The 18,918-nt window shown below is 61.5% G+C and carries 21 protein-coding genes; 8 read left to right on the forward strand and 13 right to left on the reverse strand.

The window, feature by feature from the left end; genetic code table 11:
• Positions 1–16 precede the first annotated feature (16 nt).
• The 3 genes from plsX to OIU37_RS11070 form a co-directional block, all read right to left on the reverse strand.
• Positions 17–1,063, reverse strand: coding sequence for a phosphate acyltransferase PlsX (gene plsX, locus OIU37_RS11060; RefSeq protein ID WP_130743515.1), 1,047 nt, complete (start codon positions 1,061–1,063; stop codon positions 17–19).
• A gap of 98 nt (positions 1,064–1,161) precedes the next feature.
• On the reverse strand, positions 1,162–1,716 hold the full coding sequence (locus OIU37_RS11065) for a DUF177 domain-containing protein (RefSeq protein ID WP_171600919.1): 555 nt from the start codon (positions 1,714–1,716) through the stop codon (positions 1,162–1,164).
• An 11-nt stretch (positions 1,717–1,727) separates the two neighbouring features.
• Positions 1,728–2,384: a ubiquinol-cytochrome C chaperone family protein gene (locus OIU37_RS11070; RefSeq protein ID WP_180693252.1), complete on the reverse strand. Its 657-nt coding sequence runs from the start codon at positions 2,382–2,384 to the stop codon at positions 1,728–1,730.
• Between the two features lie 137 nt (positions 2,385–2,521).
• On the opposite strand from OIU37_RS11070, the gene OIU37_RS11075 reads away from it, so the two are divergent.
• Positions 2,522–3,055 (forward strand): outer membrane protein assembly factor BamE, encoded by a 534-nt coding sequence (locus tag OIU37_RS11075; RefSeq protein ID WP_171600921.1) that lies wholly within the window; start codon positions 2,522–2,524, stop codon positions 3,053–3,055.
• A 100-nt stretch (positions 3,056–3,155) separates the two neighbouring features.
• On the opposite strand, the gene OIU37_RS11080 is transcribed toward OIU37_RS11075, so the two are convergent.
• The 3 genes from OIU37_RS11080 to ribH all read right to left on the reverse strand — a co-directional run bounded on the left by OIU37_RS11080 (position 3,156) and on the right by ribH (position 6,434).
• Positions 3,156–5,294 carry a sodium-translocating pyrophosphatase gene (locus OIU37_RS11080; protein WP_131664262.1) on the reverse strand — a complete coding sequence of 713 codons (2,139 nt, stop codon included), beginning with the start codon at positions 5,292–5,294 and terminating at the stop codon, positions 3,156–3,158.
• Between the two features lie 198 nt (positions 5,295–5,492).
• Positions 5,493–5,975 carry a transcription antitermination factor NusB gene (gene nusB / locus OIU37_RS11085; RefSeq protein WP_018241520.1) on the reverse strand — a complete coding sequence of 161 codons (483 nt, stop codon included), beginning with the start codon at positions 5,973–5,975 and terminating at the stop codon, positions 5,493–5,495.
• A gap of 3 nt (positions 5,976–5,978) precedes the next feature.
• A complete protein-coding gene (ribH, locus tag OIU37_RS11090) occupies positions 5,979–6,434 on the reverse strand; it encodes a 6,7-dimethyl-8-ribityllumazine synthase (protein ID WP_003558337.1) in 456 nt (151 codons plus the stop codon).
• 347 nt (positions 6,435–6,781) lie between these two features.
• Here ribH and OIU37_RS11095 point away from each other — a divergent pair, with 347 nt between their 5' ends.
• The 3 genes from OIU37_RS11095 (at position 6,782) to OIU37_RS11105 (ending at position 8,393) form a co-directional block, all read left to right on the forward strand.
• Positions 6,782–7,141: a hypothetical protein gene (locus OIU37_RS11095; RefSeq protein ID WP_171600923.1), complete on the forward strand. Its 360-nt coding sequence runs from the start codon at positions 6,782–6,784 to the stop codon at positions 7,139–7,141.
• A 206-nt stretch (positions 7,142–7,347) separates the two neighbouring features.
• Positions 7,348–7,851 carry a cupin domain-containing protein gene (locus tag OIU37_RS11100; RefSeq protein WP_264257526.1) on the forward strand — a complete coding sequence of 168 codons (504 nt, stop codon included), beginning with the start codon at positions 7,348–7,350 and terminating at the stop codon, positions 7,849–7,851.
• A 26-nt stretch (positions 7,852–7,877) separates the two neighbouring features.
• Entirely contained in the window at positions 7,878–8,393 is a 516-nt protein-coding gene (locus OIU37_RS11105) for a GNAT family N-acetyltransferase (RefSeq protein WP_264257527.1), read from the forward strand.
• Positions 8,394–8,424: 31 nt separating this feature from the next.
• Here the strand turns inward: OIU37_RS11105 and OIU37_RS11110 are convergent, their stop codons facing one another.
• The 7 genes from OIU37_RS11110 to OIU37_RS11140 form a co-directional block, all read right to left on the reverse strand.
• A complete protein-coding gene (locus tag OIU37_RS11110) occupies positions 8,425–9,036 on the reverse strand; it encodes a riboflavin synthase (protein WP_171600926.1) in 612 nt (203 codons plus the stop codon).
• Positions 9,036–10,382: a bifunctional diaminohydroxyphosphoribosylaminopyrimidine deaminase/5-amino-6-(5-phosphoribosylamino)uracil reductase RibD gene (gene ribD / locus OIU37_RS11115; RefSeq protein WP_264257528.1), complete on the reverse strand. Its 1,347-nt coding sequence runs from the start codon at positions 10,380–10,382 to the stop codon at positions 9,036–9,038. Before ribD ends, OIU37_RS11110 begins: the two co-directional genes overlap by 1 nt.
• Positions 10,383–10,385: 3 nt before the next feature.
• Positions 10,386–10,862: a transcriptional regulator NrdR gene (gene nrdR / locus OIU37_RS11120; RefSeq protein WP_003547190.1), complete on the reverse strand. Its 477-nt coding sequence runs from the start codon at positions 10,860–10,862 to the stop codon at positions 10,386–10,388.
• A 9-nt stretch (positions 10,863–10,871) separates the two neighbouring features.
• Entirely contained in the window at positions 10,872–12,170 is a 1,299-nt protein-coding gene (glyA, locus tag OIU37_RS11125; RefSeq protein WP_171600928.1) for a serine hydroxymethyltransferase, read from the reverse strand.
• Between the two features lie 216 nt (positions 12,171–12,386).
• The gene (locus OIU37_RS11130) at positions 12,387–13,688 is read right to left on the reverse strand and encodes a murein L,D-transpeptidase (protein ID WP_168309846.1); all 1,302 of its coding nucleotides are present in this window, start codon (positions 13,686–13,688) and stop codon (positions 12,387–12,389) included.
• Between the two features lie 443 nt (positions 13,689–14,131).
• The gene (gene ldtR, locus OIU37_RS11135) at positions 14,132–14,647 is read right to left on the reverse strand and encodes a transcriptional regulator LdtR (RefSeq protein ID WP_003547156.1); all 516 of its coding nucleotides are present in this window, start codon (positions 14,645–14,647) and stop codon (positions 14,132–14,134) included.
• A gap of 128 nt (positions 14,648–14,775) precedes the next feature.
• The gene (locus OIU37_RS11140; RefSeq protein ID WP_130694244.1) at positions 14,776–15,213 is read right to left on the reverse strand and encodes a DUF6163 family protein; all 438 of its coding nucleotides are present in this window, start codon (positions 15,211–15,213) and stop codon (positions 14,776–14,778) included.
• A 233-nt stretch (positions 15,214–15,446) separates the two neighbouring features.
• Here OIU37_RS11140 and hemB point away from each other — a divergent pair, with 233 nt between their 5' ends.
• The 4 genes from hemB (at position 15,447) to OIU37_RS11160 (ending at position 18,882) form a co-directional block, all read left to right on the forward strand.
• Entirely contained in the window at positions 15,447–16,460 is a 1,014-nt protein-coding gene (hemB, locus tag OIU37_RS11145) for a porphobilinogen synthase (RefSeq protein ID WP_264257529.1), read from the forward strand.
• Positions 16,461–16,552: 92 nt separating this feature from the next.
• Positions 16,553–17,011 (forward strand): RDD family protein, encoded by a 459-nt coding sequence (locus tag OIU37_RS11150; protein WP_171600930.1) that lies wholly within the window; start codon positions 16,553–16,555, stop codon positions 17,009–17,011.
• Between the two features lie 206 nt (positions 17,012–17,217).
• Positions 17,218–17,994 (forward strand): arginyltransferase, encoded by a 777-nt coding sequence (locus OIU37_RS11155; protein WP_018241509.1) that lies wholly within the window; start codon positions 17,218–17,220, stop codon positions 17,992–17,994.
• Positions 17,995–18,882 carry a DMT family transporter gene (locus tag OIU37_RS11160; protein WP_264257530.1) on the forward strand — a complete coding sequence of 296 codons (888 nt, stop codon included), beginning with the start codon at positions 17,995–17,997 and terminating at the stop codon, positions 18,880–18,882.
• The last annotated feature ends 36 nt before the right edge of the window (positions 18,883–18,918 follow it).

An 18,918-nucleotide genomic window follows, 5' to 3' on the forward strand; every position in this document is an offset into this window, starting at 1 on the left:
GATTGAACCCCATCGCTCATGCCGCTTCCGGGCCCATCGGGGGCAGCCGCTTGGCATGATATTTCTTAAGATCGTTTTCTATTTTCTGATTGAGGCCGTTCTTGGCCATGTCATAGCCGACTTCGATGGCGGCTGCGATGCCTTCGGCATTCGCCCCGCCATGGCTCTTGATGACGATGCCGTTCAGGCCGAGAAACACGCCGCCATTGACCTTGCTCGGATCGAGCTTCTCGCGAAGCATGTCGAAGGCGCTTTTGGCGAAGAGGTAGCCGATGCGGGCGAGCAGCGTGCGCGACATGGCGGCACGCAGATATTCGCCGATCTGCTTGGCGGTGCCTTCGGCGGTCTTGAGCGCGATATTGCCGGAAAATCCTTCGGTGACGACGACGTCGACCGTGCCCTTGCCAAGGTCGTTGCCCTCGACGAAGCCGGAATATTCGAGCGAATCGATGTTCGCCTCGCGCAACAGCCGGCCGGCCTCCTTGACCTCCTCCTGGCCCTTCATCTCCTCGACGCCGACGTTGAGAAGGCCGACCGTCGGGCGTTCGACTTCGAACAGCGCGCGCGCCATGGCGCCGCCCATCAGGGCAAAATCCATCAGCTGTTGCGCATCGGCGCCGATCGTCGCCCCGACATCGAGCACGATGCTCTCACCCTTCAGCGTCGGCCAGATCGCGGCGATCGCCGGACGCTCGATATTGGCCATGGTGCGCAGACAGAACTTCGCCATCGCCATCAGCGCGCCGGTATTGCCGGCCGAGACCGCGACATCGGCGTCACCTGTCTTCACTGCCTCGATCGAGCGCCACATGGTGGAGATGTAGCGGCCACGGCGCAGCGCCTGGCTCGGCTTCTCATCCATGGCGACGGCAAGCTCGCAGTCGTGAAAGATCGATTTTTCCTTGAGCTTCGGAAACTTGGCGAGAACCGGATCGCACTGTTCCTTGAGACCATAGAGAACGAAGGAAATATCCGGATGCCGATCCAACGCCTTGGCGGCGCCGGGGATGACAACCTGGGGACCAAAGTCGCCACCCATGAGGTCGAGAGATATTCTGATCACGCGTCCCTGATCCTTCTTTTCGCCGAGGGCGAAATTTCGGCCAAAATACCGGTTTTGGCGTCGCTTACAACTGAATTGTGTCAAATGCCAGAGGGGCTTCAGTCCTTTTTCCAGTCCTTGAGGGCTGCGAAAGCGGAGGGTTTTTTATCGTCCTCGCCGCTGTCTTCGACATGGCCGGCGAATTCGATACCCTGCTTGCGCGGATAGGGATCGATCGCCAGAGCGGCGAATTCGGCAACCACCTCGCCGGCGTCGATCGTATCGCCGACAAAGTTTTCGGGCAGATCAGGACCGTCGGGATCGAGCAGCATCTCGCCGGCGTCGTTGCCGGCCTGGCGGGCAAGCTTGGAGCCCTCCGGCACGAAGATCTGCTCGAAGCTCTCGTCGATGGCGGATTCGACCGGTTCCAGCGTCACGACGCAGGACTGGACGATCTTCGCCCGTACGCGGCCCTTGATGCGCACGCCGTCGCGCTTCCAGCGGGCAATCTGCAGATCGGCGCTGAGATCGTCGACGGAGACAACGTTCCAGGTCTTGGCAAGCGCCTTCAGTTCGCTGGCGTCGGCCTCGACATGGACCTCGACGGGGTTGGCCGAGATGTGGCCGACCTTGACTTGATAGGAGAAGGGAACATCGTCCCGATCACTCTGCATCGTTTCCTCCTTCAGATGACCGGTGGGCAGGCGACCGGCGGGAGCGTCGCCGAACCGGTGGCGATTACCTCTTCGGCAACGGCGGACAGATGCGATTCTGCAGCCATCATCCATCCGGCGAGACCGGACATATCGGCCGGCGCCGCGGTTTCGGGGTAGATATTGCGCTGAAGGGCGAGAGCGAGGGCCTCGGCATCGCCTGTGTCCATCGCCTTCGAATAGGCTTCGAGCCGGCCGTAAAACATGCCGGCAAGCTTTTTCATGCGCTTCGGCACGCTGTTGTCGCCGATGCCGAGTTCGCGGATCGAATAGTCGATATCCTGGAAGAAGGCGTCGACGATCTCCTGGGCGATTTCCTGGCCGCTGGTGACGGAAGCACGCGTGCGGCGAAAAAACAGAATCATGGCGATCGACAGCATCTCGAAACGGCCCATGACCGTATCCGGCACATTGAGCCGCTCGTAGAGTTCCGGCATACGCGCGGCCGCCGCCAACGCCGCATATTGCCTGTCGACGATCGCCTGATTGTTGTTTTTCTTACGGAAGAGCCCGAAGATCATTGTTTTTTCCGGAAATGCCTCATTCTTCATGCCGGCTGGCGTCTGGCCTTGTTGCATGATTTCGAAAGCTGGTTTACCGAAGCAGGCGCGAATTGCAATGCCGATCATGGCCTGTTTCGGGACGACGCCTTCGATGCGTCAGCGAAGCGAATTCGGGATATTCGACCCGGAATGGCCACAATGGTTTTGCAGGAGGAAAGCGTGCAAGGCCCCGAATGGCTGCTATCGACACTCACAGGGAGTAGATGTCGTTGAAGAAACGGTATTTCAAGTCTGACATGAAATTCTTCAGCAGTGCGGCCATTGCCCTCATAATTGCCTCCACTACCGCTCTCTCCGGTTGCCAGACTAGCACCGTGCTCAACGGCGGCTACGTCGCCGACCAGCAGTCGTTGAACCTCGTTCCGGAAGGCTCCAGCCGCGAGCAGGTGCTGCTTTCGCTCGGCACTCCGTCGACGACGGCGACCTTCGACGGCGAAGTCTTCTATTACATCTCGCAGCGGCGCACGCGTGCGGTCGCCTTCCAGAAACTGAAGGTCGTCGATCAGAGCGTTCTGGCGATCTATTTCGACAAGGACGGCGTCGTCAGCCGCCGCGCCAACTATACGCTGCAGGACGGCAAGGTGTTCGACACGATCGGACGCGTCACGCCGACCGGTGGCAAGGAACTCACCTTCCTGCAACAAATGCTTTCCGGCGGCAGCGCCGCGAGTGCTGCCCGCAGCCTGTTCGGCGGCGGCGCCGGCGGCACGCCGCAGAACCCGAGCAGCCTGCGCTGAACGGACACGCCTCACACGAAAAACCCGCCGGATCGCTCCGGCGGGTTTTTTAATGGCGCTGCTTGGGCGTGAAATGTACCAGCCAAGCCGGCGGCGTTGTTTATCCGGCGAGAACGGCGAGCAGCAGAAGTGCCACGATATTGGTGATCTTGATCGCCGGGTTGACGGCTGGGCCGGCAGTATCCTTGTAGGGATCGCCGACGGTATCGCCGGTGACGGAGGCCTTGTGCGCATCCGAACCTTTCATGTGACGCACGCCGTCCTTGTCGACAAAACCGTCTTCAAAGCTCTTCTTGGCATTGTCCCAGGCTCCACCGCCCGATGTCATCGAGATGGCGACGAAGAGGCCGTTGATGATGACGCCGAGCAGCGATGCACCGAGGGCGGCAAAGGCGGAGGCCTTGGAACCGGAGATGAGAAGCACGCCGAAATAGACGACGATCGGCGCCAGCACCGGCAGCAGCGACGGCACGATCATCTCGCGGATGGCGGCCTTGGTCAGAAGGTCGACCGCCCTGCCGTAATCCGGCTTTTCCGTGCCCTGCATGATGCCGGGCTTTTCCTTGAACTGACGACGGACTTCCTCGACGATCGCGCCGGCCGCACGGCCGACGGCGGTCATGGCGATGCCGCCGAAGAGGTAGGGAATGAGACCTCCGAAGATCAATCCGGCCACCACGTAAGGGTTTGAAAGATCGAAGGAAATTTCGCCGATGCCGGCAAAATAAGGGAACTTGTCGCCATTCGCCGCAAAATATTTGAGGTCGTAGGAGTAGGCCGCGAAGAGCACCAGGGCGCCGAGACCGGCAGAACCGATGGCATAACCCTTGGTCACGGCCTTGGTCGTATTGCCGACGGCATCGAGCGCATCGGTGGATTTACGCACCTCCGGCGGCAGATGCGACATTTCGGCGATACCGCCGGCATTGTCCGTCACAGGCCCGAACGCGTCGAGCGCGACGATCATTCCGGCGATGCCGAGCATGGCCGTAACCGCAATGCCGGTGCCGAACAGGCCGCCGAGCTGGTAGGTGGCGAGAATGCCGCCAACGATGACGATCGCCGGCAGTGCCGTCGATTCCAGCGAGACGGCCAGGCCCTGGATGACGTTGGTGCCGTGACCGGTGACCGAGGCCTGGGCGATCGAGACGACCGGGCGCTTGCCCGTGCCGGTATAATATTCAGTGATCACGACGATCAGCGCGGTGACGACGAGGCCGATGATGCCGCAGAAGAAGAGGTTCGCGCCTGATATGTCGGCGCCTCCGACGGAGCCGATCGATCCCCAGCCGATGGTGAGCGAGGTGGCAGCGCCAAGACCGACGATCGACAGCAGGCCGGTGACGATGAGGCCCTTGTAGAGCGCGCCCATGATCGAGCCGTTCGAGCCGAGCTTGACGAAGAAGGTGCCGATGATCGAGGTGATGATGCAGGCGCCGCAGATCGCCAGCGGATAGACCATCGCAGACTGGAGGATCGGCGCGCCGGCAAAGAAGATCGCGGCGAGAACCATGGTGGCGACGACCGAGACCGCATAGGTCTCGAAAAGGTCGGCCGCCATGCCGGCACAGTCGCCGACATTGTCGCCGACGTTATCGGCGATCGTTGCCGGGTTGCGCGGATCGTCTTCGGGAATGCCGGCTTCCACCTTGCCGACGAGATCGCCGCCGACATCGGCGCCCTTGGTGAAGATACCGCCGCCGAGACGGGCGAAGATCGAGATCAGCGACGCGCCGAAGCCGAGTGCCACCAGCGCATCGATGACTTCGCGCGAGCCGCTCTCATGGCCGAGCCCGATGGTCAAGACTGTATAGTAGATGGAGACGCCGAGCAGCGCCAGGCCAGCCACCAGCATGCCGGTGATCGCACCCGACTTGAAGGCGATGTCGAGGCCGGCGGAAAGGCTCACGGAAGCCGCCTGGGCGGTGCGCACATTGGCGCGGACGGAGACGTGCATGCCGATGAAACCGGCAGCACCTGATAGTACGGCGCCAATCAGGAAGCCGATCGCGGCCTCGCCGGAAAGGAGCAGCCAGGCTAAAATGAAAACAACAACGCCGACAATGGCAATGGTTCTGTACTGGCGCGTCAGATAGGCTTGCGCACCTTCGCGAATATAGCCCGCGATCTCCTGCATGCGGCTGTTGCCCTGATCGGCGGCAAGCACCGACCGGGTTGCCCAGGCGGCATAAACCACCGAGAGCAGACCGCATGCGATTACGCATAAAAGAATCGTCATTTCGCTCTTTCCTCCCATAGGCCGGAACTCACTCCTTCTCCGGCAAAAACGCCGCCGAATCGCCTTCCTCTCCACAGAAACGCCACAGCTAAGCGGTGCGGAGATTGCGTGGTCGATCACGTGGCGTCAAGACCGCAAATGGGGGAAAACTATTGCGGTGCGAAGAAAGAGACGGGGGGCTGTTTGGCGGCGAATGACCTACTTCTTCGCCTCGCCGCGGACCTGCTTTGCGATGCGGTCGAGCACGGCGTTGACGAGCTTCGGCTCGTCGTCATCAAAGAAGGCCTGGGCAATCTCGACATATTCGGTGACGATGACCGCCACCGGAACGTCCTTGCGATCGGTGATCTCGAAAACGCCGGCGCGCAGGATGGCGCGCACGGTGCTGTCGAGGCGCGACAAGGCCCAATCGTCCTGCAGGGCTGCGGCAATCAACGGATCGAGACGGACCTGATCGCGCACGACGCCCGAAACGATGGAACGGAACCAGGCGGCATCGGCCTTCAGATAGGTCGCGCCGTCGAGTTCCTGGCCAAGACGGTGCGCCTCGTATTCGGCGACGATTTCCAGAACGCCCGTGCCGCCGACATCCATCTGATACAGTGCCTGAACGGCAGCAAGGCGGGCAGCGCCCCGCTGGTTTGCAGTCTTGACCGGCCGTTCCGTCTTGTCGTCGTTCATTCGTTATGCACCCAGTTTCTGCTTCAGCTCGATCATGGTCAGAGCTGCACGAGCGGCAAATCCGCCCTTGTCCTTGTCCGAGCGGCGCGCGCGCGCCCATGCCTGTTCGTCGTTTTCGACGGTCAGGATGCCATTGCCGATGGCAAGTGACTCGCTGACCGCGAGATCCATCAAGGCGCGCGAGGATTCGTTCGACACGATATCGAAGTGATAGGTCTCGCCGCGAATGACCATGCCGAGGGCGACATAGCCGTCATAATGCGTTCCGCCATTGTCGTCTCCATCGAGCGACATGGCAATCGCCGCCGGAATTTCCAGTGCGCCGGGAACGGTGACGACCTCGAAAGTGGCGCCGGCCTCTGTCAATGCGAAGGTCGCGCCTTCGAGCAGGGCGTCGGCCATGTCGTCGTAGAAGCGGGCCTCAACGATCAAAATATGGGGAGCGGTCTCTCTCGGCATGGTTCACCTTCGGTTGGCGGGACATTTACCCACTCGGCAGCCCGCGGTCAAAACATGCCTTCGTCCGAATGGCAAGCAATTTCGCCCGATGCCGCATAGCGAAAGAGGAAATATCTGCAAGGGGATAGGGGCGGCCTGTATGCACAGCTGAGCAAGCCTCTGAAGTCAGCTTTCCCGGTCGCCATGAAAGCGGCAATTCGAAGGCCGTTTTCATGAACAATTCTTAATGGATTTTCAGTGGCTTAACCTATTGAATCGCGAATGGGAGAACGCCAATTCCATGTCGTGACGCAGACGATCCCCTGCAATGACAGCCGACCGTCTAAGCAGATGAAAGGATACAAATCATGCACCGCGTTCTCGCTATCACCGTCGCTGCCGCCCTCTCCTCCATCGCCTTTGCCGGCGTCAGCCAGGCCGGAAGCCTTGGGATGAACACTGCTCAGGGTATCGAGCAGACACTCCGGACCTTCCACGGCAATGATTTTAATGTCGAGCAGGTCTACAACTGGCGCAATCGCGACGACGAGACGACCGGTCCGCGCTCGGCACCGGAACGTTCCGGCCAGGCCGTTCACGGCATCCAGGCCTCGATCGACGCCAACCGGTCGCTTGCCCACCGGCTTAACAACAAAGGCGTCGACGTCCGCAACATCGTCAACGCCGAGCAGGCAGCTGACGGAAGCTTGACCTTCTACGTCCGCTGACGCTCCAGCGCATACCCCCGAATATCGGAATGATCTTCGGGGATATGCGTGGGTTGAAGTGATCGAGCGTCCTTATCGCGTACTATTCGACGCACGGCGCTCAAAGCATGGGCGGCGGTCTCCTCTCCGCCCATGCTGGGGATATCAGAGATAAGCATTGAATTTTCCTGGGATGACGGCTTCTCTCCTGGAAACAGGAGGACGTCATGGCAACGGAACAGAAGGCGGTGATCAATACCGCCGATCTCAAGCTCGAGCACTGGACACAGGGCGAGCTCTTCGAAAGTACCGACACCTCTTTCGGCGCGCTACTTGGCCTGACCGGCCTCGGCGTCAGCTACAACGAGGTAGCGCCCGGCAAATCCGGCTGCCCCTTCCACAACCACCACGTCGAAGACGAGCTGTTCTATGTAATCGCCGGTACCGGCGAATACCGCTTCGGCGACGCGCGTCATGCGATCAAGGCAGGCGACGTGCTCGGTGCGCCAGCCGGCGGGGCCGAAACAGCGCACCAGATCATCAACACCGGCACGGCCACACTCGTCTATCTCGGCATCTCGACGATGGCGAAGACTGAGATCGTCGAATATCCCGATTCCGGAAAGTTCCTTGCCAAGACGAATAGAGACGATACAAAAATCGGGCGCTTCCGCCACATCGGACGGCCGCAAGGCGATCTTGACTATTGGGACGGCGAGCCCGGCGCCTGAGAGTGCGATTTCCATAAGGACCCATCGTGACCGACATTCCGACCCTCGAAACGGCGCGGCTGACGCTTCGCCCTCACCGCCTTGACGATTTCGACGCGCATGCAGCGCTGTGGGCGGACGAGGACGTCGTGCGCTTCATCACCGGCCTGCCATCGACGCGCGAGCAGAGCTGGAGCCGCATGCTGCGCGTTGCCGGCATGTGGCACCATATGGGCTTCGGCTTTCTGGCGATCGTCGAAAAGGAGAGCGGCCGGTTCATCGGTGAAGCGGGCTTCCTGGAAGCCCGCCGCGAGATGGAGCCCTCGATCGAGGGGACGATGGAGGTCGGCTGGGCGCTGATGCCTTCGGCGCAAGGCCGCGGTTATGCCACCGAGGCGCTGACCGTCCTGATCGGCTGGGCGGAAACGCACTTCCCGGGAAAACCGATGAGCTGCATCATCAGTCCCGAGAACCAGACCTCGCTGAGGGTCGCAGCCAAGCTCGGCTTCCGCGAGACGGCGCGCACGCAATACAATGGCGACATCATTCAGTTTTCGAGGTAAGGCGCCGCGCGTCCAACAGGACGGCTGTCACTTATGCGCTCGGGAATTCGGCCAACCGGGCGGCGTAACGCGCCATGGTGTCGACTTCGAAATTGACGAAATCGCCGGCCGTGCGATCGCCCCAGGTGGTGACCTCGAGCGTGTGGCGGATGAGCAGCACGTCGAAATCCGTGCCATCGACGGCATTGACCGTCAGCGAGGTGCCGTCGAGGGCGATCGAACCCTTGGGGGCGACGAATTTCGCCAGATGTTCGGGCGCGCGCAGGCGGTAGCGCGTGGCGTCGCCTTCTGCTGTCACCGAGAGGATTTCCGCCTTGCCGTCGACATGGCCGGAAACGATGTGGCCGCCGAGTTCATCACCGATCTTCAGCGACCGTTCGAGATTGATGCGGCTGCCTTCCTGCCAGGCACCAATCGTCGTCAGCCGCAGCGCCTCTTCCCAGGCCTCGACCTCGAACCAGCGGCCGTTGCTGCCTTCCTGCGGCAGGCCGGTGACGGTGAGGCAGATGCCGGAGTGAGAGATGGATGCGCCCATATCGATGGTCGCCGGGTCGTAACTCGTCGCAACGCGGAGCTTGATGCCCTCCTTCAGCGGCGAAACGGATTCGATCGTGCCGATATCGGTGACTATTCCGGTGAACATCAAAGCCCTCTTTCGTATTCGTCCAGGCGATCTTCGCCGAACATCAGCGTGCCCGTATGGGCAAAACCCGATGGTATGTCGGTTGCATCAAGCGGGGATTCAATACCGCCCTCGCCGATCACAACAGGCGCCTGATAAAGCTGGATGCGGTCGACGAGGCCAGCCTCGAGGAAAAGCCGCGCCGTCTTTGCACCGCCCTCGACCAGGAGCGAGGAAATACCGCGCGTCGCGAGTGCCGGCAACAGGACTTCCGGATGATAGGGATTGCAATGGACGACCTCGACGCCGGCGGCTTCGAGGGTTGCGCGGCGGGAGTCCATGTCAGTGGCGTCGGCGGGTAGGGTACCCCCCTCTGCCCTGCCGGGCATCTCCCCCACAAGGGGGGAGATCGGATCGGGGTTAGCCCCTTGCCCTACGTCTTGCCTCGAGGCGAAACCATCTTGATCGGAAGCTGGGGAATTCGGATCGCGCCTCTTGCCGATCTCCCCCTTTGTGGGGGGGTCGAAGGACGGGTCGAGACCCGTGGCTCGACCCCGGTAGCCCGGCAGGGCAGAGGGGGGTAACCCCTCCGCCTCCAACAGCGATGCTTCCTCACTCGCCACCACGATCACCGGCACTTCCCGCGCCGTCTCGACCAGCTTGCTGGTCAGCGGCAATGCCAGGGCAGGATCGAGCACGATGCGGATCGGCGATTGCGATTCAAGGCCTGGCGAACGCACAGTCAGCAGCGGATCATCCGCAATCGCGGTACCGATGCCGACGAGGATCGCATCGGTTTCGGCGCGCAGCGCCTGCACCTGGGCGCGGGCGAGCGGGCCGGTGATGGACACCTGCCCCTCCCCTTGACGGCCGATCATGCCGTCGGCGGAAACGGCAAGCTTGAGAGTCACATAGGGCCGGTTCTTCGTCTGGCGGGTGAGATAGGCGGCAAGCGAATGCCGGCCCTCGGCCTCCAGCACGCCGGCATCCACCTCTATGCCGGCTTCGCGCAGCATGGCGATGCCGCGGCCGGAGACACGCGGATCGGGGTCGGTGACGCTGATGACGACGCGGGCGACGCCATAGGCGATCAGCGCCTCGGCGCAAGGCGGCGTCCTGCCGTGATGCGAGCAGGGTTCGAGCGTCACATAGGCAGTGGCGCCGCGGGCGAGCGCGCCGGCTTCAGCGAGCGCCTGCGTCTCGGCATGCGGGCGGCCACCGAGCGCCGTCACGGCACGGCCGACGATGACACCATCCCTGACGATCAGGCAGCCGACGGAAGGGTTGGTGGCGGTGCGTCCGATATGCCAGCGCGACAGGCGGATCGCCGCCGCCATGAAACGTTCGTCATGCGGCGTGATGCTCATGGCTCACCTGTCCAGCGGGTCGCGGGCGATCTTGGCGTTGATTTCGGAAATGACCTTTTCGAAATCCTCGGCAAGCGAGAAATCCCGATAGACCGAGGCATAGCGCACGAAGCCGACATCATCGAGGCTCTTCATGGCTTCCAGCACCTGCAGGCCGATCTGTTCGGAGGAGATCTCGGTCTCGCCGGAGCTTTCAAGCCGGCGGACGATGCCGGAGACGGCGCGCTCGATGCGGTCCCGCTCGACCGGGCGTTTGCGCAGCGCCACTTCGAAGGAGCGCACCAGCTTGTCGCGGTCGAAGGGCACCTTGCGGCCGGTCTTCTTGATGACCATCAGTTCGCGCAGCTGTACACGCTCGAACGTGGTGAAGCGGCCGCCGCAATCCGGACAGATGCGCCGCCGGCGGATGGACGTGTTGTCCTCCGCCGGGCGCGAATCCTTGACCTGTGTATCTTCCGAACCGCAATAGGGGCAGCGCATCCCTACTCCTTATCCCATGTAGCCGTACATGGGGAAGCGGTCGGTGAGGCTGACCACCTTGCCGCGCACAGCGGCTTCGACGGCGGCGTTGCCTTCATCGGAATTGGCGACCTTGAGACCGTCGAGAACCTCGACGATCAGATTGCCGATCTCGCGGAATTCCGCTTCCTTGAAGCCGCGGGTCGTGCCGGCCGGCGCGCCGAGACGCACACCCGAGGTGACGAAGGGCTTTTCCGGATCGAAGGGAATGCCGTTCTTGTTGCAGGTGACGTAGGCGCGTCCGAGGGCTGCCTCGGCGCGCTTGCCGGTGGCATTCTTCTTGCGCAGGTCGACCAGCATCAGGTGGTTGTCGGTGCCGCCGGAGACAACGTCGAGGCCACCCGATATCAGCGTTTCGGCAAGCGCCCGGGCGTTCTTCACCACCTGGGCGGCATAATCCTTGAATTCCGGCTGCAGCGCCTCGCCGAAGGCCACAGCCTTGGCGGCGATGATGTGCATCAGCGGGCCGCCCTGCAGGCCCGGGAAGACGGCCGAATTGAACTTCTTCGCCAGATCCTCGTCATTGGTGAGGATGACGCCGCCGCGCGGGCCGCGCAGCGACTTGTGGGTCGTCGTCGTCGCGACATGGCAATGCGGGAACGGCGACGGATGAACGCCACCGGCGACAAGGCCGGCAATGTGGGCCATGTCGACCATCAGATAGGCGCCGACGCTGTCGGCGATCTCGCGGAAGCGCTTCCAGTCCCAGATACGGGAATAGGCAGTGCCGCCGGCGATGATGAGCTTCGGCTTGGTTTCCTCAGCCTTGCGGGCGACTTCATCCATGTCGAGCAGGTTGTCGCCTTCGCGCACGCCGTAGGAGACGACGTTGAACCACTTGCCGGACATGTTGACCGGCGAACCATGCGTGAGGTGGCCGCCCGAATTCAGGTCGAGCCCCATGAAAGTATCGCCGGGCTGCAGCAGCGCCAGGAATACGGCCTGGTTCATCTGCGAACCGGAATTCGGCTGGACGTTGGCGAAATTGACGCCGAAAAGCTTCTTGGCGCGCTCGATCGCCAGTTCCTCGGCGATATCGACGAACTGGCAGCCGCCGTAATAACGCTTGCCGGGATAACCCTCGGCATATTTGTTGGTCATGATGGAGCCTTGGGCTTCCAGCACGGCGCGGGAGACGATGTTCTCAGAAGCGATCAGTTCGATCTCGTGCCGTTGGCGACCGAGTTCCTTTCCGATCGCGCCGAAAATGTCCGGATCGACGTCCGCAAGCGAGCGATTGAAGAAGGATTCGGTGGAAGCATTGGTCATCGGCGGGCTCCTCAACTGGAATGCGCTGAGGTATTAGCCTTCCGCCGTGGCGAGGGCAATACAGAGAACGACATTTGCTGAGCAAAGCGCGCGCGCCCGCTCTTTTGCGGTCGTACGACGCCGATGCCTGGCGACTATCTCAAGGAGCGCCCTTCCCGGCACAAAAAAACCGCGCCGGAAAGCGCGGTTCTCAAATAACAATGCAGAGGTCGCCGCTTACTGGACCGGCTGTTCCATGCCAGCCGTGGTGTCGAGCGCCAGCTCGGCATTGCCGTCCATCTGATAGATGTCGTCGCGGAACTGGACGATGCCGTCGGGCATGCCCCAGGCAGAGATGTAGACGAAATAAACCGGAACCTCCGTGGCGAGCTTGATCGGCGTGTTGACGCCGGTTGCGATCACTTGCTCCATCTGCTGGCGGTTCCAGCCGGGGGTTTCGCGCAGCAGCCAGTTCGTCAGGTCGCGCACGTTCTGCACGCGGACGCAGCCGGACGATTCGAAGCGCATCAGCTTGTTGAACAAGCCCTGCTGCGGCGTGTCGTGCATATACTCGCCGTTCTTGTTGTAGAAGTTGATCTTGGTCGACGCCATGGCGTTGGTCTTGCCGGGGTCTTGGCGGAACATAAGGTTCGGCGCCTCGCCGTTCCAGTCGATAGTCTCGGGGGCGACTTCGTTGCCCTTGCCGTCGATCAGGCGGATGGCGTTCTTTTCGAGATAGGTCGGATCCTTGCGCATCAGCGGCATGATGTCCTTCTCGACGATCGAGCGCGGCGAAGTCCAGTAAGGGTTGAGGATGACCTCGTAGATCTTCGAATTGACGAGATGCGTCGGGCGGCTCAAGCGGCCGACAACCGCGGTGTGGCGCGTCGCGACGCTACCGTCTTCGACAGCCTCCACATAGGCGGCCGGGATGTTGACCATCACGTGACGGCGACCCAGGTCTTCCGGGAAGGTCTGCAGACGGACGACATTGGTGTTCAGCTGCTGCAGGCGGACATCGGCGGGGATGTTCATCGCCTTCAGCGTGAATTCGCCGAGAACGCCATCGGCCGGCAGGCCGTGACGCGCCTGGAAGCGCTTGACGGCGCCGTCGACATAAGAATCGAAGGCGTTGGACAGGCCGGCCTCACGCGGCAGATCGCCGGTGATCGCAAGACGCTGGCGCAGCGCCTGGACGGCAGGAGAGCTGACGCCGAGTTGCAGACGCTGGTCACCGGGGTTGACCTCAGGCCAGCCGCCGGCTGCGGCGATCTGCTGATACTGCATAATTGCCTGCTGGGCGCTCGCGACCGATTGGGGGCCGAGGATCGGCGTGTTGGAAACCATGGCGGTCGCCGTGCGCGACGCCGCCTTGGCGTCGAACTGGTCGTCCCAGTTGCCGCGGCGCGGCGCATTGATCAGCGTATCGAGCGCCGATTGCGCGAATGCCGGCGCGGCCAGCGCACTGGCGCCGACCGTTGCCGCAGACGCAAGGAAGGCGCGGCGCGAGAGAGCTTCAATTCCGTTTTTCTTCGACATAGTCCCAACCACTGAATGCCGCTATAAGGAGAATCTGCGGCCTTTTGCGATATCACTGCGCTTTAACGCAGATCCCAGTCCATTCGTTGTTCCGGCGCACCGAAAAATTCCGCTTGCCCCATCACAAGATTGCGATGCGGCAGCCTGAACATCCTGATCGGTCTATTGAAAGCGCCGGTTGTTAAGCCTTCCGCTGCCACACCAATATGGCCAATTCGTGTTGCCGGGCCGGAAGACGGACTTGCCGACTGCCGGAAACAGGACGCAACGAACCATATGACGGGTAAAGCGTGCCGGTTAATAACGGCTAAAAAACGGCTTGAATACCGGGCTTTGCGCTTGCCTGCCATGCGTTGCAAAGATGCCACGCGAGGGCAAACGGCAAAACCGGACGCGCAGGGACGCATCCGGTTTTGGTCAACCCTCGAAGGAGGTCAGGGGTCTCAGAGACGATACAAAATCTGGTCGTTCCAGAAACGGTCCAGACGCTGGAGCAGTTTGTTCATCTGGGTGAACTCGTCGGTGCCGATGCCGCCGACCTTGTCGATCGAGGCGATGTGGCGTTCGTAGAGCTTGGCCACTGTTTCGGCGATGTCCTGGCCGGTTTCGGTCAGGCTGATGCGGACCGAGCGGCGGTCGATGCGCGAGCGCTGGTGGTTGATGAAGCCGAGATCGACCAGCTTCTTGACGTTGTAGGAAACGTTGGAGCCAAGATAGTAACCACGCGAGCGCAGCTCGCCGGCGGTCAGCTCGGAGTTGCCGATGTTGAAAAGGAGCAGCGCCTGGATGGCGTTGACGTCGCTGCGACCCTGGCGGTCGAATTCGTCCTTGATGACGTCGAGAAGACGACGGTGCAGACGTTCAACGAGATGAAGGGATTCCATGTAAAGATCACGGATGTCGTGGTCCTGCTGGTCACGGAAGGTCGATACCGCCTGCGGCTTGATTTTCGTGTTCATATTGACTGCCTCACTGTTTGTTTGGCGGTGTGTTTTCTTCCCGCCTTGAGTGAGACCCTATCGAATACATATAAAATTCGACTTAAACCGCAGGCTTAACGGAGCCTTACCGGTAACTCCACGTTGTCTCAGGGTAAATCAACACTTACCTGGCGGCGATGCCGGCGCTTTTCCAGCCAGAGCAGCAGGCGGAAAATCAAGTAGACCACGGCGACGATGACATGCAGCAGGATGATCAGCTGGTTGGGGCCGAAAATATCCGGCAGCAGGCCATACATGAGGATTTGCCCGCCGGCGGCCAGCACCCAGATGACCGGTCCCCAGGAGACGGTGAGCCAGAGGCCGAGGGAGGCGACGGGGAAGAGCACGGCGAGGCTGGTGCTCGCCACCTTCCACGGCAAGCTCAAAAGATCGAAGCGGCCGGCGCCGACCAGCGAATAGCCGACGAGCATCGCCCAATATTGCAGGCCGAACCAGAAGCAGGATACGGCAACCAGTCTCAGGAAGAGAATGAAAAGGATATCCGCCAGTGTGCGTTTCGGTATCGTCGAGGATTCGGTTTCCATAGCGCAGACATCGGTTTGGGGTTGCATCTTCATAAAGAACGCCGCGTGTCTGACAAGACGCGCTGGAGAACGCTTTATCACTTTGAGTTTGCGCATACCCCCGAAAAATCGATTCCGATTATCGGCGTCATGCGCCAGAGGTTCTTCCGCCGCGGCCAATCGTCCGGTTTGGATTTTCCAGGCGCCATGATAATGAGCGCTCCGACAAATGGAATGGGCTGGGGATAGATATCATGCAGGACAGGACGCATCTCGTCGACGACATCACCGGCCATCGCCGCATGCGGCGCAACCGCAAGGCGGATTGGACACGCCGGCTGGTGCAGGAAAACCGGCTGACGGTCGACGACCTGATCTGGCCGATCTTCATCGTGCCGGGTTCCGGTATCGTCGATCCGATCCCGGCCATGCCGGGTGTCAACCGGATGAGCATCGACAGGGCCGTCGAAGCCGCGCGCGAAGCGGCCAGCCTCGGCATTCCGGCCCTTGCCACCTTTCCGAATATCGAGATGGAGCTGCGTGACGAGACCGGCTCGAACAGCCTCGAAGCCAACAACCTGATCAATCAGGCAACAGTGGCGATCAAGAAGGCGGTGCCTGATATCGGCATCATTACCGATGTCGCGCTCGATCCCTTCACCAGCCACGGCCATGACGGCATCCTCAGAGACGGCGAGATCGTCAATGACGAGACGGTCGACCAGGTGGCGCGCGCCGCCGTGATGCAGGCGGATGCCGGCGCCGACATCATCGCGCCGTCGGAGATGATGGACGGACGCATCGGCGCGATCCGCATGGCGCTCGATGCGGCCGGCCATCAGAGCGTCGGCATCATGAGCTATGCGACGAAATTCGCCTCCGCCTTCTACGGTCCCTATCGCGAGGCGATCTCGACGGGCGGGCTGCTGAAAGGCGACAAGAAGACCTATTATATCGACCCCGCCAACGGCACCGAGGCGATCCGCGACGCGGCCCTCGACGTCGAGGAAGGCGCCGACATGCTGATGGTCAAGCCTGGCCTGCCCTATCTCGATATCTGCTGGCGGATGAAGGAGGCTTTTGGCCTGCCGACCTTCGCCTACCAGGTTTCCGGCGAATATACGCAGATCAAGGCGGCGGCGATGAATGGTTGGATCGACGGCGAACGGGCGATGCTCGAAACGCTGCTGTCGTTCAAGCGGGCGGGATGCGACGGTGTCCTCACCTATTTCGCGATCGAAGTGGCGAAAATTCTCGCGAAACGGTAATTGGGGGGCGGATTGGCGATTTCGGGGCAGATTATTGCATTTTGCCCTGCCGATACCATATCAGCGGCATCGTTTTTCCGCAGGAGATTGAGATGAGCTACAACCCCAATCCGCTTTATGCCGCACCGGAGGACTGGCGCGCCTATAGCGGCGTGTTGAGCCGCCGGGTCTTCGCCTTCATCCTCGATTACGTCATCGTGGCGCTGCTCTGGATTCCAGCCGCGGTCGTGTTGTTCTTCCTGTCGATCCTCACGCTCGGGCTCGGCTTCCTGCTCTACCCTGCCCTCTTCGTCATCGTCGCCGGCATTTACTTCGGCCTGACGGTGGGCGGGCCGAGCCAAGCCTCGCTCGGCATGCGCGCCATGGGGATCGCGATCGTGCGCGTCGATGGACGGCCGATGGATTTCATGACGGCGATCGTGCATCTGGCGCTGTTCTGGATCCTCAACTCGGTGCTGACGCCGCTCATTCTGCTTGCCGGCCTGTTTATCGAACGCAGCCGTCTCGTTCACGACCTGCTGGTCGGCACGGCGACGGTGCGCACGGCCTGAGACTCTGGCTGACACCCTATCTGCGACCTCGGGGCGGAGACCAAATAAAGTCTCCGCCTTCACTTTGCCGGTGGGCGCCAGCGCTCCATATCTAAAATTAGAAGACTGATATGAAGGGCGAAAAGCGCCCCGCTGTTGACGTTTTTTATTCTTAGGTCATGCTGTCAGGAAACGGCACGGTCTCGACAAGGAAATTTCCGCGACAAATGAATACGCAGACGACGCCATCCCCGCAGTTTTATCTGACGGCTCCGGCTGCGTGTCCGTACCTGCCGCATGAGATGGAGCGAAAGGTGTTCACCCATCTGGTCGGCCCGCGCGCCGCCGAGATGAACGACATCCTGACGCAGGGCGGTTTCCGCCGCTCGCAGAACATCGCTTATCGCCCGGCCTGCGAATCCTGTCGCGCCTGCGTTTCCGTGCGAATTCTCGCCCAGGAATTCGAGCCGACGAAATCGATGAAGCGCGTGCTTGGCGCCAATTCCGACGTCATCGCCACCGAATTCGCAGCCCAGCCTTCCAGCGAGCAATATTCGCTCTTCCGACGCTATCTCGATTTTCGCCACCAGCAGGGCGGCATGTCCGACATGACCGTGCTCGACTATGCAATCATGGTGGAAGACACGCATGTGAATACGAGAATCATCGAATATCGCCGGCGCGAGGAAGGCTCGGGACTGGAGCAGCGGCCAAAGGGCGAGCTGCTCGCCGCCGCCCTCACCGACACGATGAGCGACGGGCTGTCGATGGTCTATTCCTATTTCAATCCGGCGCTTGAGCGGCGTTCGCTCGGCACCTTCATGATTCTCGACCATGTCCGGCGCACCAAAGCGCTGGGACTGCCGCATGTCTACCTCGGCTACTGGGTTCAAGGGTCGCGGAAAATGGACTACAAGACGCGCTTCCAGCCGCAGGAGCATCTGACCCCGCGCGGCTGGGAACGCTTCGATCCCTCATCCATGCCCGAGAGCACCCACGACTGAATGTTTCCGACCGCTCTTTCCAACCATCGGAAGGGCCTGCTGCTGACGGCGATCGGCGGGCTGGCGCTTTCGGTGGATATCCCGCTGATGAGGCTCGCTGACGGCGAGCTGTGGTCGATCCTGGCCGCGAGAAGCATCGCGACCCTTGGCGTGACGCTTCTGGTCGCCACGGCGCTCCGGATCGCCAAGGGGCGATGGCCAGTGCTGGTGCCGGGCTGGCCGGGCCTGGTCACCGGTCTGCTTTACGGCCTGACGACGGTGATCTTCCTTCTCGCCGTTTTCAACACCTCGACGGCCAATGTCGTTTTCATCGTCGCCTTCAATCCGATGTTTGCCGCCCTTCTTTCCTGGATTTTCCTCAAGGAGCGGCCGGCGCTGGCAACGCTGATCGCCATGGCGGCGATGATCTTCGGCGTCGGCCTGATCGTGCGGGACGGGCTTTCGGGCGGCCATCTCTTCGGCGATACCATGGCGCTGCTTACCGCCTTCATCATTGCCGCCGCCATCACCATCAGCCGCGCATCCCGCCGGGAGATGGGCTTCGTCTCGCTGCTTTCGACGGTGTTACCGGCGGCGGTCGGCCTGATCTCGGTCATGCCGGCAGGCGGTTTTTCGATCGAGCATCCGACCTGGATCCTCTTCAACGGCGCGGTCATGATGCCGCTTGCCTTCTGGTGCCTGGCAACCGGGCCGCGTTACCTTTCCGCGCCGGAGGTGGGCATGTTCTACCTGCTCGAAACCGTGCTTGCACCGATCTGGGTCTGGCTGATCTTTGCGGAAACGCCGGCGACCATGACGCTCGTCGGCGGCGGCATCCTGGTGGCGGCGATCGCAGCGCATTCCGTCTGGATGGCGCGAAGGAAAAGCATCAGGCAAATGGCAGGATAGGAAGTTGTCGCCTGCTCGGCCTCATGTTATAACTCC

It is taken from the genome of Rhizobium sp. BT-226, from assembly GCF_025847085.2.
Classification (GTDB): domain Bacteria; phylum Pseudomonadota; class Alphaproteobacteria; order Rhizobiales; family Rhizobiaceae; genus Rhizobium; species Rhizobium sophorae.

What these genes read in the sequence shown, in the direction of transcription:
- OIU37_RS11065 (WP_171600919.1), bottom strand. Translation starts at nt 1,716, where the DNA reads ATGCAGAGTGATCGGGACGATGTTCCCTTCTCCTATCAAGTCAAGGTC.
- OIU37_RS11070 (WP_180693252.1), bottom strand. Translation starts at nt 2,384, where the DNA reads ATGATCGGCATTGCAATTCGCGCCTGCTTCGGTAAACCAGCTTTCGAA.
- OIU37_RS11075 (WP_171600921.1), top strand. Translation starts at nt 2,522, where the DNA reads ATGTCGTTGAAGAAACGGTATTTCAAGTCTGACATGAAATTCTTCAGC.
- OIU37_RS11080 (WP_131664262.1), bottom strand. Translation starts at nt 5,294, where the DNA reads ATGACGATTCTTTTATGCGTAATCGCATGCGGTCTGCTCTCGGTGGTT.
- nusB (WP_018241520.1), bottom strand. Translation starts at nt 5,975, where the DNA reads ATGAACGACGACAAGACGGAACGGCCGGTCAAGACTGCAAACCAGCGG.
- ribH (WP_003558337.1), bottom strand. Translation starts at nt 6,434, where the DNA reads ATGCCGAGAGAGACCGCTCCCCATATTTTGATCGTTGAGGCCCGCTTC.
- OIU37_RS11095 (WP_171600923.1), top strand. Translation starts at nt 6,782, where the DNA reads ATGCACCGCGTTCTCGCTATCACCGTCGCTGCCGCCCTCTCCTCCATC.
- OIU37_RS11100 (WP_264257526.1), top strand. Translation starts at nt 7,348, where the DNA reads ATGGCAACGGAACAGAAGGCGGTGATCAATACCGCCGATCTCAAGCTC.
- OIU37_RS11110 (WP_171600926.1), bottom strand. Translation starts at nt 9,036, where the DNA reads ATGTTCACCGGAATAGTCACCGATATCGGCACGATCGAATCCGTTTCG.
- ribD (WP_264257528.1), bottom strand. Translation starts at nt 10,382, where the DNA reads ATGAGCATCACGCCGCATGACGAACGTTTCATGGCGGCGGCGATCCGC.
- nrdR (WP_003547190.1), bottom strand. Translation starts at nt 10,862, where the DNA reads ATGCGCTGCCCCTATTGCGGTTCGGAAGATACACAGGTCAAGGATTCG.
- glyA (WP_171600928.1), bottom strand. Translation starts at nt 12,170, where the DNA reads ATGACCAATGCTTCCACCGAATCCTTCTTCAATCGCTCGCTTGCGGAC.
- OIU37_RS11130 (WP_168309846.1), bottom strand. Translation starts at nt 13,688, where the DNA reads ATGTCGAAGAAAAACGGAATTGAAGCTCTCTCGCGCCGCGCCTTCCTT.
- ldtR (WP_003547156.1), bottom strand. Translation starts at nt 14,647, where the DNA reads ATGAACACGAAAATCAAGCCGCAGGCGGTATCGACCTTCCGTGACCAG.
- OIU37_RS11140 (WP_130694244.1), bottom strand. Translation starts at nt 15,213, where the DNA reads ATGGAAACCGAATCCTCGACGATACCGAAACGCACACTGGCGGATATC.
- hemB (WP_264257529.1), top strand. Translation starts at nt 15,447, where the DNA reads ATGCAGGACAGGACGCATCTCGTCGACGACATCACCGGCCATCGCCGC.
- OIU37_RS11150 (WP_171600930.1), top strand. Translation starts at nt 16,553, where the DNA reads ATGAGCTACAACCCCAATCCGCTTTATGCCGCACCGGAGGACTGGCGC.
- OIU37_RS11155 (WP_018241509.1), top strand. Translation starts at nt 17,218, where the DNA reads ATGAATACGCAGACGACGCCATCCCCGCAGTTTTATCTGACGGCTCCG.
- OIU37_RS11160 (WP_264257530.1), top strand. Translation starts at nt 17,995, where the DNA reads ATGTTTCCGACCGCTCTTTCCAACCATCGGAAGGGCCTGCTGCTGACG.